Source organism: Streptomyces sp. NPDC026301, assembly GCF_055567935.1.
Genome location: NZ_JBVHPN010000009.1, coordinates 186,095 through 199,683, shown reverse-complemented (window position 1 = coordinate 199,683; position 13,589 = coordinate 186,095). Strand labels below are relative to the sequence as shown.

14 protein-coding genes are annotated in these 13,589 nt (G+C 73.8%); 9 read left to right on the top strand and 5 right to left on the bottom strand.

Annotated features, from left to right (window positions below; translation table 11 throughout):
- Positions 1-107: 107 nt before the first annotated feature.
- Positions 108-1,067 carry a LysR family transcriptional regulator gene (locus ACZ4MH_RS18055; RefSeq protein WP_467754561.1) on the bottom strand — a complete coding sequence of 320 codons (960 nt, stop codon included), beginning with the start codon at positions 1,065-1,067 and terminating at the stop codon, positions 108-110.
- Positions 1,068-1,284: 217 nt separating this feature from the next.
- On the opposite strand from ACZ4MH_RS18055, the gene snpA reads away from it, so the two are divergent.
- The 4 genes from snpA (at position 1,285) to ACZ4MH_RS18035 (ending at position 5,386) form a co-directional block, all read left to right on the top strand.
- A complete protein-coding gene (snpA, locus tag ACZ4MH_RS18050; RefSeq protein ID WP_351591922.1) occupies positions 1,285-1,941 on the top strand; it encodes a snapalysin in 657 nt (218 codons plus the stop codon).
- A 298-nt stretch (positions 1,942-2,239) separates the two neighbouring features.
- Positions 2,240-2,932, top strand: a complete 693-nt coding sequence (locus ACZ4MH_RS18045; protein WP_351591924.1) for a FadR/GntR family transcriptional regulator — start codon at positions 2,240-2,242, stop codon at positions 2,930-2,932.
- A complete protein-coding gene (locus tag ACZ4MH_RS18040) occupies positions 2,932-4,227 on the top strand; it encodes a CynX/NimT family MFS transporter (RefSeq protein WP_351591926.1) in 1,296 nt (431 codons plus the stop codon). The genes ACZ4MH_RS18045 and ACZ4MH_RS18040 overlap by 1 nt, the downstream gene beginning before the upstream one ends.
- 70 nt (positions 4,228-4,297) lie before the next feature.
- The gene (locus ACZ4MH_RS18035) at positions 4,298-5,386 is read left to right on the top strand and encodes a magnesium and cobalt transport protein CorA (protein WP_351592002.1); all 1,089 of its coding nucleotides are present in this window, start codon (positions 4,298-4,300) and stop codon (positions 5,384-5,386) included.
- 76 nt (positions 5,387-5,462) lie between these two features.
- Here the strand turns inward: ACZ4MH_RS18035 and ACZ4MH_RS18030 are convergent, their stop codons facing one another.
- Positions 5,463-6,461 (bottom strand): NAD-dependent epimerase/dehydratase family protein, encoded by a 999-nt coding sequence (locus ACZ4MH_RS18030; protein WP_351591929.1) that lies wholly within the window; start codon positions 6,459-6,461, stop codon positions 5,463-5,465.
- 190 nt (positions 6,462-6,651) lie between these two features.
- Here ACZ4MH_RS18030 and ACZ4MH_RS18025 point away from each other — a divergent pair, with 190 nt between their 5' ends.
- Both ACZ4MH_RS18025 and ACZ4MH_RS18020 read left to right on the top strand, forming a co-directional pair.
- Positions 6,652-7,590 (top strand): beta-ketoacyl-ACP synthase III, encoded by a 939-nt coding sequence (locus tag ACZ4MH_RS18025; protein ID WP_351591932.1) that lies wholly within the window; start codon positions 6,652-6,654, stop codon positions 7,588-7,590.
- Between the two features lie 100 nt (positions 7,591-7,690).
- On the top strand, positions 7,691-8,140 hold the full coding sequence (locus tag ACZ4MH_RS18020) for a VOC family protein (protein ID WP_351591935.1): 450 nt from the start codon (positions 7,691-7,693) through the stop codon (positions 8,138-8,140).
- Between the two features lie 10 nt (positions 8,141-8,150).
- Here ACZ4MH_RS18020 and ACZ4MH_RS18015 read toward each other — a convergent pair whose 3' ends face one another.
- Entirely contained in the window at positions 8,151-9,062 is a 912-nt protein-coding gene (locus tag ACZ4MH_RS18015; RefSeq protein ID WP_351591938.1) for a glutaminase, read from the bottom strand.
- 10 nt (positions 9,063-9,072) lie between these two features.
- Entirely contained in the window at positions 9,073-9,768 is a 696-nt protein-coding gene (locus tag ACZ4MH_RS18010; RefSeq protein WP_351591941.1) for a helix-turn-helix transcriptional regulator, read from the bottom strand.
- Between the two features lie 123 nt (positions 9,769-9,891).
- On the opposite strand from ACZ4MH_RS18010, the gene ACZ4MH_RS18005 reads away from it, so the two are divergent.
- The 3 genes from ACZ4MH_RS18005 (at position 9,892) to ACZ4MH_RS17995 (ending at position 11,888) form a co-directional block, all read left to right on the top strand.
- Positions 9,892-10,128, top strand: coding sequence for a hypothetical protein (locus ACZ4MH_RS18005; protein WP_351591943.1), 237 nt, complete (start codon positions 9,892-9,894; stop codon positions 10,126-10,128).
- A 241-nt stretch (positions 10,129-10,369) separates the two neighbouring features.
- Positions 10,370-10,960 carry an N-acetylmuramoyl-L-alanine amidase gene (locus tag ACZ4MH_RS18000; protein ID WP_351591945.1) on the top strand — a complete coding sequence of 197 codons (591 nt, stop codon included), beginning with the start codon at positions 10,370-10,372 and terminating at the stop codon, positions 10,958-10,960.
- 34 nt (positions 10,961-10,994) lie between these two features.
- A complete protein-coding gene (locus tag ACZ4MH_RS17995; RefSeq protein ID WP_351592005.1) occupies positions 10,995-11,888 on the top strand; it encodes a 1-aminocyclopropane-1-carboxylate deaminase/D-cysteine desulfhydrase in 894 nt (297 codons plus the stop codon).
- 73 nt (positions 11,889-11,961) lie between these two features.
- Here ACZ4MH_RS17995 and ACZ4MH_RS17990 read toward each other — a convergent pair whose 3' ends face one another.
- A complete protein-coding gene (locus tag ACZ4MH_RS17990) occupies positions 11,962-13,569 on the bottom strand; it encodes a Na+/H+ antiporter (protein ID WP_351591948.1) in 1,608 nt (535 codons plus the stop codon).
- Positions 13,570-13,589 lie beyond the last annotated feature (20 nt).

Genomic DNA, 13,589 nt, shown 5'->3' with positions numbered 1-13,589 from the left:
CCCGCCCCCCGCACGGCATACGGGGCAAGCGCGCCGCGCCGTTCCGGATCCCGCCCGGGCGCGGTCAGGGCGTGCGGAGGCAGCGTGTCCCCTCGAGCAGCGGTCGGCTAGGACCCCACCGCCAGCAGGCTCTCGTGTCGGACCAGCCACTTGCGGTACGCGGTGCTCGCCCAGGCCACTTCCATGTACGCGGCCCGCAAGTCGTCGAAGAGCGCGTCGACCCACTCGGTGTCACGCCCGCCGCCGCGGTACGCCAGGAACAGCCGTACGGCCAGCGGGTCGCCGCGCAGCGGGCGGACGACCATGCCGTGGCGGGGGCGGGAGGTCGGCTGGCAGGGCGTGACGACCTCGCCGGCCGCGACCAGGTCGGCCGCCGCGAGGTAGTCGCCGTGCACCACGCGCGGGTCCATCCCGGCCGCGGTGAAGATCCGCCGCAGCCCGGCCCACTCGCCGTCCACGGACGGGTCGACCATCCACTGGTCCTCGGCGAGGTCGGCGAGCGTGACGGCCTCCAGCCCGGCCGCCGGGTGCGTCGCCGGGAGCGCCATGAACTGGGGCTCCCGGGCGAGGAGTTCGCGTTCTTCCAGCCCGTCGGGGACGCGCAGCGGCGAGCCCTCGACCTCGTGCACGAAGGCCGCGTCGAGCTGACCGGCGGCGACCATCTGCAGCAGGGTGTTGCCCGACAGGTCGATCCGTATCGTGGTGTCGGTCTCGGGCAGCCGGGCCCGCAGCCGGCGCAGCCAGCCCGCCACCGCGCGGCTGCCGGTGCTGCCCACGCGCAGCCGTGCGCCCTGCTCGCGCACCACCGCCGACCTGGTCTCGTCGACCAGCGCGGCCATCTCCGCCACTATCGGCCGGGCGCGGTGCAGGACGGTGTGGCCGAGCGGCGTCGGCCGGCTGCCGGAGCGCTCGCGGATGAAGAGCTGGCCGCCCAGCGCGTTCTCGATGCGCCGCAGCTGCGTGGTCAGGGAGGGCTGGGTCATGCCCAGTTGCCGGGCGGCCTTGCGTACGCTGCCGGTGTCGGCGATGGCGCACAGCGCACGTAGGTGCCTCACCTCAAGCTCCACGCGCGGAGCATAACGACGTCCTTACGTGTCGCACCAGCCACCTGAACCCCGCGAAGCACACATTTCTCAGGGGTTATTGGACTGTCCTATCGCCACATGGAATCTCCGCGCCCCCCGGATGTCTCCCTCAGACTCAGCGGCACCACAGTTCATCCGCGGGTCCCGGCCGTTGCCCCACACCTCGGCCGGGTCCCCCGGACACTAAGGAGCCCCCCACATGAGATCTCCCAAGACGGTGCTGTCGGCCGCACTCGGTCTGGGCCTGGCAGCGAGCCTGGCCGCCACCGTCCCCGCGGTGGCCAGCCCCTCGGCCGCCCCCACGGACAACAAGGTGACGGCGGCCCGGTACGTCGGCTCGGCCGCCGAGAAGGCCGACACCAAGCGGTTCTTCGAGGCCGTGCTGAAGTCCGCGCTCGCCAAGCAGAAGAAGACCGGCGCCGCTTCGGTGACGGTGACGTACGACGCGAGCGGCGCGCCGAGCTTCGCCCAACAGATATCCAGCAGCGCGCAGATCTGGAACGGTGCCGTCTCCAACGTCAAGCTCCAGGCCGGCAGCGGCGGCGCGGACTTCTCCTACCGCGAGGGCAACGACTCGCGCGGCTCCTACGCCAGCACCGACGGCCACGGTCACGGCTACATCTTCCTGGACTACCAGCAGAACCAGGAGTACGACTCCACCCGCGTGACCGCGCACGAGACCGGCCACGTCCTCGGCCTGCCGGACCACTACGAAGGCCCGTGCAGCGAGCTGATGTCCGGCGGCGGCCCCGGCCCGTCCTGCACCAACTCCCAGCCGGACGCCAACGAGCGCGCCGAGGTCGACCAGCTCTGGGCGAACGGCCTGACCGGCGCCCACTTCGGCAAGGCGTCCTGACCCTCCCCGAACCGTCGGCCGTCGGCCGCCCGCCGATGACCACGGGCCGACGGCCGGCCGGCGCTCCGCGCTGAGACGCGCGGTGGGAGCTGCGACTCCCACCGCGCGCGCTTTCCCCCCACCGCGCACGGCGCACCGCACTCCCCCGCGCGTTTCAGTGTGCAGCGCCCCGGGCCCCGAGAAGCCCGGGCTCATTTGACACCCGCAAACATGGGATGTTCCCATCACCGGAGTAATCCACTGAAGCAATCGCGGCGTCGGACGAGGCGCGCGCACTCGGAGAGGGGACCGCCGGCCCATGCCGCTGCGCAGCACGATCCGCACCAGCCTGGTGGACCTGGTCATCGACCAGATGGAACGCCTCATCGCCGACGGCGAGTGGCCGGTGGGCGCGAAGATCCCCGCCGAGCCGGTGCTCGTCGAGCAGCTCGACGTCGGCCGCAACACCGTCCGCGAGGCGGTCCGCGCCCTCGTGCACACCGGCATGCTGGAGCCCCGCCAGGGCGACGGCACCTACGTGCGCGCCAGCAGCGACTTCGGCGCCGCGGTGCAGCGCAGGCTGCGCCGCTCCGGCGACCTGGAGGCGTACGAGGTCCGCGCGAGCCTGGAGCGGGACGCGGCGCGCTACGCCGCGCTGCGCCGCACCGACGAGGACCTCGTCGCGCTGCGCGCCGCCCTCGCCCACCGCGACGACATCTGGCACACCGGCGACACCGCGGCCTTCATCGAGGCCGACATCGCCTTCCACCGCACCGTCGCCGCCGCCGCGCACAACAGCGTCCTGGCCGACCTCTACGGGCACCTCACCGACGCGCTGCGGGCCACGCTCCGGTCCGTGATCGCCGCCCCGGTGCCCGACTCCGTACGCCACCAGTTCGGCGAGCACGCCGCCATCGTGCACGCCATCGCGGCGGGCGACCCGGACGCCGCGGAGCAGGCCGCGCTGGCCCACCTCAACGAGGCCATGACGGCGCTGCGGGAGCAGGACTGATGCCACACCCGACCCAGGAGGCCACCCCCGTGCGCACCGACGAACGGCCGGACGCCCGTATACCCGCCCGGACGCCCTCGGACGCGCCCCCGGTACCCGCGGCCGGGCCCGGCCCCGTACGCGGCACCCTCTACCTCGCCGTCGGTGTGGTCCTGCTGGCCCTCAACCTCCGCCCGGCGCTGGTCGCGGTCTCCCCGCTGGCCGACACCATCCGCACCGACAGCGGCATGTCGGCGGCCGCCACCAGCCTGCTCACCGCGCTCCCGCTGCTCTGCTTCGGGCTGCTCGCCCCCGTGGCGCCGCGGCTCGGCCGCCGCTTCGGGCTGGAGCGGTCGCTGCTCGGCACGATGGTGCTGATCTGTGCCGGTACGGCGCTGCGACTGGCCGACCAGGTGGCCGCGCTGTTCGCCGGCACGGTCGTCATCGGCGCCGGCATCGCGGTGGCCAACGTGCTGCTCCCCGGCCTGATCAAGCGCGACTTCCCCGAGCGCACCGGGCTGATGACCGGCCTGTACTCCATGTCGCTGTTCGGCGGCGCGGCGCTCGCGGCGGGCGTCACCGTACCGCTGCGCACCGCCACCGGACTCGGCTGGCAGGCCACGCTGGCCTGCTGGGGCTCGCTCGCACTCCTCGCGCTGCTGGTCTGGCTGCCGCAGCTCCGCTCCCGTACGCGGGTCTCCGAGGGCGCGGCGCGGCAGGCGGCGCATCCGGTGCGCGGCCTGTGGCGGTCCCCGCTGGCCTGGCAGGTCACCGGCTACATGGGCCTGCAGTCGCTGAGTTACTACGCGGCCACCGCCTGGCTGCCGACCATGCTGACCGGCGCGGGGATGAGCGCGGGCGACGCGGGCTGGATGCTGTCCTTCTCCTCGCTGCTGGGCATCGCGGGCTCCTTCCTCGCCCCGGTGATCGCGGGGCGCAGGCTGCGGACGGGACACCTGGCGGCGCTCGGCGCGGTGCTGTGCGCCCTGGGCCTGGCCGGGATGCTGGCCGCGCCGGCCGCCGGCGCGTACGTGTGGATGACGCTGCTCGGCCTCGGCCAGGGCGCGGCGATCAGCCTCGCGCTGCTCTTCATCGTGCGGCGCGCGCCCGACACCCGGCACGCCGCGCAGCTCTCCAGCATGGCCCAGTGCTTCGGGTACATCCTCGCCGCGGCCGGCCCGGCGGTGCTGGGCGCCGTGCACGACGCCTCCGGCACCTGGACGGTCCCGGTCGTCGTCCTGCTCGTCCTGCTCGTCCCGCAGGTCCTCGCGGGCCTGGGCGCCGCACGGGACCGGCACGTCGCGGGCCAGGGGTGAACCCGAGCGCCGTGATCGGCATACTGGGCGGCGCCCGCCCGTAGGAGCCGCCCCGGAGCCGCCCATGTCGATGATCCGCCACCTCCGCCGGGCCGTACGCCTGCCCGAACAGCGCAGCCGCGGCGTCGACCTCGCCCACCCGGCGCGCTCGCCGCTGGGCACCGCGGTCGTCAACTGCGCGGTGTACGAGGACGGGGTGCGGCTGACCGGCGACCACCCCGTGGCGGAGGCGGTGCACCGGGTACGCGCCTCGGGCGACGGGTTCGTGTGGATCGGGCTGCACGAGCCGTCGGAGGCGGAGTTCGCGGGGATCGTGGAGCTGTTCGGGCTGCACCCGCTGGCCGTGGAGGACGCGGTCCTCGCCCACCAGCGCCCCAAGCTGGAGCAGTACGACACCAACCTGTTCACCGTCTTCAAGACCGCCTGCTACGTCGACCACGACCGGCTCACGGCGACCAGCGAGGTCGTGGACACCGGCGAGATCATGGTGTTCACCGGCGAGGACTTCGTCATCACCGTCCGGCACGGCGGGCACGGCTCGCTCGGCCCGCTGCGCGAGGCGCTGGAGGCGAACCCGGAACAGCTCGCGCTCGGCCCGTCCGCCGTCCTGCACGCCATCGCCGACCTGGTCGTCGACGACTACCTGGAGGCGACGGCGGCCGTCCAGGACGACATGGACGAGGTGGAGAGCGCGGTCTTCGCCGAGGGCGGCCGGAACGCCGACGCCGGACGCATCTACCAGCTCAAGCGCGAACTGCTGGAGCTGAAGCGGGCCGTGGCCCCGCTGGACCGGCCGCTGCACCAGCTCTCCACCCAGCCGCTGGCCCAGGTGGACCCGCGCATCCGCACGTACTTCCGGGACGTCGCCGACCACCTGGCCCGGGTCACCGAGCGCATCACCGCCTTCGACGAGCTGCTGAACTCGATACTCCAGGCGCACCTCGCGCAGGTCACCATCGCGCAGAACGAGGACATGCGCCGGATCAGCGCCTGGGTCGCGATCCTGGCCGTCCCGACGATGGTGTGCGGCGTGTACGGCATGAACTTCGAGCACATGCCGGAGAAGCACTGGGTGTTCGGGTACCCGCTGGTCATGGGCGTGATCGTGGCGGCCTGCGCGGTGATCCACCGCGGGTTCAAGCGGAACGGCTGGCTGTAGCGGGGCGGCCGCCGGACGCGGGCCGTGCCGGGACGTTCCGGGCCGTGCCGAAGCGTTCCGGCACGGCCCGCGGCGCTCAGGAGCCCGACGCGCCCAGCACCTCCGCCTCCTTCTCCGGGGACAGCCGGACCAGCGGGCGGTCCGGCCGCTGCGGCGCCCGGCCGCCGATCGACTCCAGCCAGTCCCAGGTGTCCGCCACGGTCTCCGCCACCGGACGGCAGCGCAGCCCGGCGGCGTACGCCTTCTCCACCCCCGTACGGTGCAGCGTGTCGTGGTCCTTCGAACCCGGCGGCAGCCAGACCGGCAGCTCCGTCCACGGCTCGATCCCGGCCGCGAGGATCTCCTCCGGGGCGGTCCAGCGCAGCTCGGCGGCCGACCCCGTGACCCGGACGCACGCCTCCAGCAGCTCGCCCATCGTGGCGTGGCCGCTCCTGCTGATCATGTTGTACGGGCCCGACAGCCCCGCCTCGACGGCGTGCAGGACCCAGGCGGCGAGGTCGCGGGGGTCGATGTACTGGATCGGGAGGCCGTGCGGCCCCGGGGCCAGTACGGGGCCGCCGCGGGCGATCCGGGACAGCCACCAGGGCAGCCGCCCGACGTTCTCGTAGGGACCGATGATCAACCCGGCCCGCGCGAGAACCGACCGGCCCGCGCCGAAGGACTCCTCGACCGCCAGCTCACCGCCCCGCTTGGCCTCCGCGTACGGTACGTCGCCCGCGTCCGGCGCGCCCGCCACGAGAGGGGCCTCCTCGCCCAGCCCCGCCGCCTTCGGGTGCGCGTACACCGAACAGCTCGACACGTACACGTAGCGCCCCGCCCGGCCGGCCAGCAGCCGGGCCGTGTCCCGTACCGCCGAGGGCGCCCAGGACCAGGTGTCCACCACCGCGTCCCACTCCCCCGTGCGCAGCGCCGCGAGCCCCTCCGGGGCGGTGCGGTCCCCGTGGAGCACGGCCGCGCCCGGCGGTGCCTCGTGGCGGCCCCGGTGGAACACCGTGACCTGCCACCCCTGTGCGAGGGCCGCCTCGGTCACGGCCCGCCCGACGAACTCCGTGCCACCCAGCATCAGCAATCTCATACCGCCGACTCTGCCCGCACGGATGTACGGGCGTCCCGCGCCTCGCTCTCAGCGGAATCGCCTACCACGGGGTGACGGTCCGAAGCCTCCAGAACAGCGCGTCGAAGATTGGAGGGTCACGCACCTCGGTACCGGACAGTACGGCCAACACTGGGGAGGTCGATATTCCACTTTCACCGCAGGGGGAGAGATGACCGGGTCGCGCGTCCTGGCGCTGGGCCACTACCAGCCCGCCAAGGTGCTCACCAACGACGACCTGGCCGAGCTCGTCGACACCGACGACGCCTGGATCAGCAGCCGGGTGGGCATCCGTACCCGGCGCGTCGCCGCCCCCGACGAGACCGTGGACGCGATGGCCGCTGCCGCCGCCGCGAAGGCGCTCGCGACGAGCGGCCTCGCCCCGGCCGACATCGGCCTCGTGCTCGTCGCCACCTGCACGGCCACGGACCGCAGCCCGAACACGGCCGCCCGGGTGGCCGCCCGGCTCGGCATTCCGGCGGCCGCCACGATGGACGTCAACGTGGTGTGCGCGGGTTTCACCCATGCGCTGGCCACCGCCGATCACGCGATCCGGGCCGGCGCGGCACGCAGCGCGCTGGTGATCGGCGCGGAGAAGTTCACCGACGTGGTCGACTGGACGGACCGCTCGACCTGCGTCCTCGTGGGTGACGGCGCGGGCGCGGCCGTGGTGACCGCGGCGGCGGAACCGGAGATCGGCCCGGTGCTGTGGGGCTCGGTACCGGAGATGGGCGACGCGGTACGCATCGAGGGCGAGCCGGCCCGCTTCTCCCAGGAGGGCCAGACCGTGTACCGCTGGGCCACCACCCAGCTGCCGGCCATCGCGCGCCAGGTGTGCGAGCGCTCCGGCATCCGGCCGGAAGAGCTGGCCGGCGTCGTACTGCACCAGGCCAACCTGCGGATCATCGAACCGGTCGCCGAGCGCATCGGGGCGGTGAACGCGGTGATCGCCCGGGACGTCGTGGAGTCGGGCAACACCTCGGCGGCGTCCGTGCCGCTGGCCTTCTCGAAGCTGGTCGAACGGCGCGAGATCCCCTCTGGGGCGCCGGTACTCCTCTTCGGGTTCGGCGGAAACCTTTCGTACGCGGGCCAGGTCGTGCGCTGCCCGTAGGGACACCCGAGCGCCGCACCCGGTGACGTCCGAAGCGCCGCACCCGGTGATGTCCGATTCGTTCAAGACCGGCGGGGCCGCGCCTTCGTAGGCTCGAGCCATGACTGACAGGAACAGCGCACAGACCACCTCCGGGACCGCGGCGGCGCGCACCGCTCCCGCGCCCCGGTTCGCCGCGATCGGCCTGGCCGCCGCCGACATGGCGGCCTCGCTCGCCTTCTACCGGCGCCTCGGCCTGGACATCCCACCGGAGGCCGACACCGCACCGCACGCGGACGCGGCGCTGCCCGGCGGGCTGCGGCTGATGTGGGACACCCACGAGACGCTGCGCTCCATCGACCCGGACTGGACGCCGTCCTCCGGGGGCACGCCCGAGCTCGCCTTCGAGTGCGCGTCCCCGGAGGCGGTCGACGCCCTCTATGCGGAGCTGGTCGACGCCGGGTACCGCGGCACGAAGAAACCGTGGGACGCCTTCTGGGGCCAGCGTTACGCCGTCGTCCTGGACCCGGACGGCCACGGCGTCGACCTCTTCGCGCCGCTGCCCTCCTGAGGGCCCGCCCTCAGAACACCGACCACCCGGTGAGCGTCGTGAAGTGGTCCAGCGCCGCCGCCCCGGCGACCGAATTGCCGCGCGCGTCCAGACCCGGGCTCCACACGCACAGCGTGCAGCGCCCGGGGACGACCGCCACGATGCCGCCGCCCACCCCGCTCTTGGCGGGCAGCCCCACCCGGTAGGCGAACTCCCCCGCCGCGTCGTACGTACCGCAGGTCAGCATCACCGCGTTCATCCGCTTGGCGTCGCGGGCGTGCAGCAGCCGGGTGCCGTCGGCGCGCAGCCCGTGGCGAGCGAGGAAACCGCCGGCCGTGGCCAGGTCCCGGCAGCTCATCTCGATCGAACACTGCCAGAAGTAGTGCTCGATGACGCTGGGGACGGGGTTCTCCAGATTGCCGAAGCTCGCCATGAAGTGGGCCAGCGCCGCGTTCCGGTTGCCGTGCTCGGCCTCGGAACCGGCCACCGCCTGGTCGAAGGAGAGCTCCGGATTGCCGCTCTCCTCGCGCAGGAAGTCCAGCAGCGCCGTGCTGGCATCGCCGGTGAGGGTCAGCAGCCGGTCGGTGACGACCAGCGCGCCGGAGTTGAGGAAAGGATTGCGCGGGATGCCCTGCTCCCACTCCAGCTGCACCAGGGAGTTGAAGGGCGTGCCCGACGGCTCGCGCCCCACCCGCTCCCAGATGCTCTGGTCCTCCTGGGCCAGCACGAGGGCCAGGGAGAACGCCTTGGAGATGGACTGCACGGAGAACGGGACCTCCCAGTCCCCGACGCCGTAGGTCTCCCCATTGAGGTCGGTGAGCGCGATCCCGAAGCGGTCCGGCGAGACGCACTCCAGCGCGGGGATGTAGTCGGCGACCTTCCCCTGTCGCACGAGCGGCCGCGCGCGGTCCGCCACCTCCTCGAGAACGGCCTGGTAGTCCATGGCGGACACGCTATCCCGGCGCGAGGACCACCCCGAGCGGGGCTCCCGCCAGCGCCTTCACCTCGCGCGCCAGGTGTGCCTGGTCGGCGTACCCGGCGACCGCGGCGACCTGTGCGTACGGCATCCCGGAGCGGGCCAGGTCCAGGGCGCGCACCAGACGCAGCACCCGGCCGAGGGTCTTGGGGCCGTACCCGAAGGCGGCCAGGCAGCGGCGGTGCAGCTGGCGCTCGCCCACGCCGACCGCGTCGGCCAGCTCGCGCACCGGCGTGCCCCGGGCCGCGGCCCGTGCGATCAGGCCGCGTGCCGGGTCGGGCGCGACACCCGTACGCAGCCGGGCGGCGGCCGCGGCCTCCAGGGTGCGGCCGGGCGCGGCGGCGTCGATCAGTTCGTCGGTCAGCCGCCGCACCCGGTCGGCGGGCCACAGGTCGGCGAGGGGAACGCGCAGGTCACGCAGTTCATCAGCGGGCACCCCGAAGACGGCCGGACCCTGCCCCGGAGCGAAGCGCAGGCCGACGACGGGCGCCTCCGGGGCCCGCTCGGGGGCCTGCGGCAGATGGGCGCGGGTGTCCGGGCCCGCGACCAGAAGGCGGCCGTCGTACCAGATCAGATCGGTGCAGCCGTCGGGCAGCACAGGATGCGGCGCCGTTTCCGGGGTCTTGGTCCACACGGCGGCGCCGGACAGCACGGAGGGCCGCTCCCGGTACACACCTCCAGCCTGGCACGGGAACCGCCGCCGCGTCCCGGCCGTTGATCGGGTACGGCACGCACCGGGCCGGAGCAGGACGGGCGCGGTGCCTGCGAGACCGACGGACCGACGCGGAGGCAGCACATGGCGGGATTTCTGGACCGTGCCAAGGAGCAGGCGCAGCGCGGCCTGGCACAGGGCAAGCAGAAGGTGGACGAGGTGCAGCAGCAGCGCGCGGGCGCCGATCTGCTGAAGCGGCTGGGCGCGGCGTACTACGCGGAGCGGCGCGGCAGCGGCTCCCCGGAGTCGACGGCGGCGGCGCTGCAAGCACTGGAGGCGCACATCGCCACGCACGGGGACGGCTTCCTGCACGGCGCCTAGAGCGACGCCCGCGTTCCCTCGTATCCCGGGCGCGAAACCGTCCCGGTAGGGACATATGTCCAGCGTATGCCCCGTAAGCGGCCGCTTCGGCTCGCATTGGCCGCGAACTGCTGACCTCGGGCCTTCCGTTCCAGTACAAGCGTTTCAGGGCCTGTGACCGATCCGGCCGGGGTCGGGCCACAGGCTCTTACGAGGCGGTGCGCGGTCGGCGGCCGCCGTGTCACCGGAACGGGAGCCGTTCATGGCCTCACCCATGTCAGCGGACAGATTCCTCGAAGCGCTGCGGGACGAAGGGCTGCGCGTCGTCGAGGTCGGCAACTGGCGCACGCACAACCGCAACCACAAGGGCCCCTGGGGAGGGGTGCACGGCGTGATGATCCACCACACCGTGACCTCGGGCGCCGAGGAGACCGTACGGATCTGCTACGACGGCCACCCGGACCTGCCGGGCCCGCTGTGCCACGGCGTGATCACCAAGGACGGCACGGTCCATCTGGTCGGCCACGGCCGCGCGAACCACGCGGGGCTCGGCGACGGCGACGTCCTGCAGGCGGTGATCGCCGAGAAGCGGCTGCCGCCGGACAACGAGGCCGACACCGACGGCAACCGCGTCTACTACGGCTTCGAGTGCGAGAACCTCGGCGACGGCGAGGACCCGTGGCCCGACGCGCAGCTGGAGGCCGTCGAGAAGGCGGCCGCCGCGCTGTGCCGAGTGCACGGCTGGAACGAACGCTCGGTGCTCGGCCACCTGGAGTGGCAGCCGGGCAAGGTCGACCCGCGCGGCTTCACGATGGACACGCTGCGCGAGCGCATCGGGAAGCGCCTGCGGTGACAATGGGGGCGTGACCAGCACTGTCCCCGACCCGATGACGCTGCGGCCGCGCCTGCCGTCCCCGGTACAGGAGATCGAGGACGACCGGTTCGCGCGCCGCGGCGTACGCCTGCTGCTCAAGCGGGACGACCTGATACACCCCGACCTGCCGGGCAACAAGTGGCGGAAACTGGAGCCCAACCTCCGCGCCGCCGCGGCGGCCGGGGACCGCACGCTCCTCACGTTCGGCGGCGCGTACTCCAACCACCTGCGCGCCACCGCCGCCGCCGGCCGCCTCCTGGGCCTGGCCACGATAGGCGTCGTACGGGGCGAGGAGCTGGCGGACCGGCCGCTGAACCCCTCACTGGCCCGCTGCGCCGCCGACGGCATGCGGCTGCACTTCCTGGACCGCGCCCGCTACCGCCGCAAGGACGACCCCGGGCTGCTCGACGCGCTGCGCGCCCGCTTCGGGCCGTACCGCCTGGTCCCCGAGGGCGGCAGCAACGCCCTCGCCGCCCGCGGCTGCGCCGCCCTGGGCCATGAGCTCGCCGGGGCCGCCGACGTCGTGGCCGTGGCCTGCGGGACCGGCGGCACCCTCGCGGGGCTGGCCGCGGGCCTCGCCCCGGGGCAGCGGGCCCTCGGCTTCCCCGTACTGAAGGGCGGCCCCGGGCCCGCCCACTTCCTGGAAGCGGACGTGCTCCGCCTCCAGGAGGCGGCCTTCGGGGGACGGCGCGGCGACTGGCGGCTGGAGACCGCGTTCCACTGCGGCGGGTACGCCCGCAGCACGCCCGCCCTGGACGCCTTCGCGGCGGACTTCGAGGCGCGGCACGGCCTGCCGCTGGAGCGGGTCTACGTGGCGAAGATGCTGCTGGGCCTGACGACGCGTACCGAGGAGGGCGCGTTCGCGCCGGGCACCACGGTGGCCGCGGTGATCACCGGCTCGCCCTGAAACGCGGCGCGTCTCAGGGGGCGGCGCGCATCGGTCGCCCCGAGGGGCTGCGGCCCGCCCCGAAGCGCACCGCCTACTCCGGGCTCACCGTCTCCCGGTACGCCGCCGCCTCCTCCAGGTCCAGCCGGCGCAGCAGCGTCCGCAGCATCTCGTCGTCGATCCGCCGCGCGTCGCGCAGCTCCACGAAGACCGCGCGCTCCGCGCCGATCATCTCCCGGGCCAGCCGCAGGTAGGTCGCCTCCACCGACTCCCCGGTCTCCGCGTTCGGCGGCCCCAGCCGCTCCCAGACGGCGTTGCGGCGCCGCTCCAGTACGGTCCGCAGCCGGTCCTCCAGCGGCCCCGGCAGCGCGTTGCGCGAGTCCTCCAGGAGTTCCCGCAGCCGGCGCTCCGCCGCGTCCGACGCGTCGTTCTGCGCCTGCGCCTCCGCCAGCGTCTCGGCCTGCGGGTCCGGACGGGGCAGCTTCAGGAGGCGGATCAGCGGCGGCAGCGTCAGCCCCTGGACGACGAGCGTGCCGATGACGGTCGTGAAGGTCAGGAAGAGCACCAGATTGCGCGCCGGGAACGGCGCGCCGCTGTGCACCGTCAGCGGGACGGAGAAGGCGATCGCCAGCGAGACCACGCCGCGCATCCCGGCCCAGCCGACGATCACCGGCGCGGTCCAGGTCGTGTCGGACTCCCGCTCCCGGATACGGGCCGACAGCCACCGGGGCAGATACGTCGCGGGGAACACCCATACGAAGCGCGCCAGCACCACCACCCCGAAGACCAGCAGCGCGTACGTGAGCGCCTGCACCGCGCTGAACTCCCCCAGCCCGCGCACCACGACCGGCAGCTGCAGCCCGATGAGCGCGAAGACCGCGGACTCCAGCAAGAAGGAGACCATGGTCCACACCGCGGCCTCCTGGAGCCGCGTCTCGAAGCCCACCTGCCACGAGCGGTGCCCCAGGTACAGCGCGACCACCACGACGGCGAGCACCCCGGAGGCGCCGACGTGCTCGGCCACCGAGTACGCCAGGAACGGGATGAGCAGCGACAGCGTGTTCTCCAGCACCGCGGAGTCCCGCAACTTGCAGCGCAGCCAGTGCAGCGGCCCCATGAGGACCAGCCCGATCCCGATGCCGCCGACCGCCGCGATGCCGAACTCCTTCAGGCCGCCGGCCCAGGTCGCGCCCTCCCCGACGGCCGCGGCCAGCGCCACCTTGTACGCGGTGATGGCGGTGGCGTCGTTGACCAGCGACTCGCCCTGCAGGATGGTCGTGATCCGGCCGGGCAGCCGCAGCCTGCGGGCGATGGCGGTGGCCGCCACGGCGTCCGGGGGCGCGATCACCGCGCCCAGCACGAGGGCCGCGGTCAGCGGCAGGTCCGGGATGACGAGGTACGCGGCATACCCGACGGCGAGCGTCGCGAAGAGCACGTAGCCGACCGACAGCAGCGCCACCGGGCGCAGGTTGGCCCGCAGGTCCAGGTACGAGCTGTCCAGGGCGGCCGTGTGCAGCAGGGGCGGCAGCAGCAGGGGCAGCACGATGTGCGGGTCGAGGGGGTAGTCGGGGACACCGGGCAGGTAGCCCGCGCCGAGCCCGGCCGCGACGAGCAGCAGGGGCGCGGGCACCGGGGTGCGCCGCGCCAGTCCCGCGACCGCCGCGCTCCCGGCGACCAGCAACAGCAGTGGCATCACATCCATGGCACGACCCGTCCCCGCGC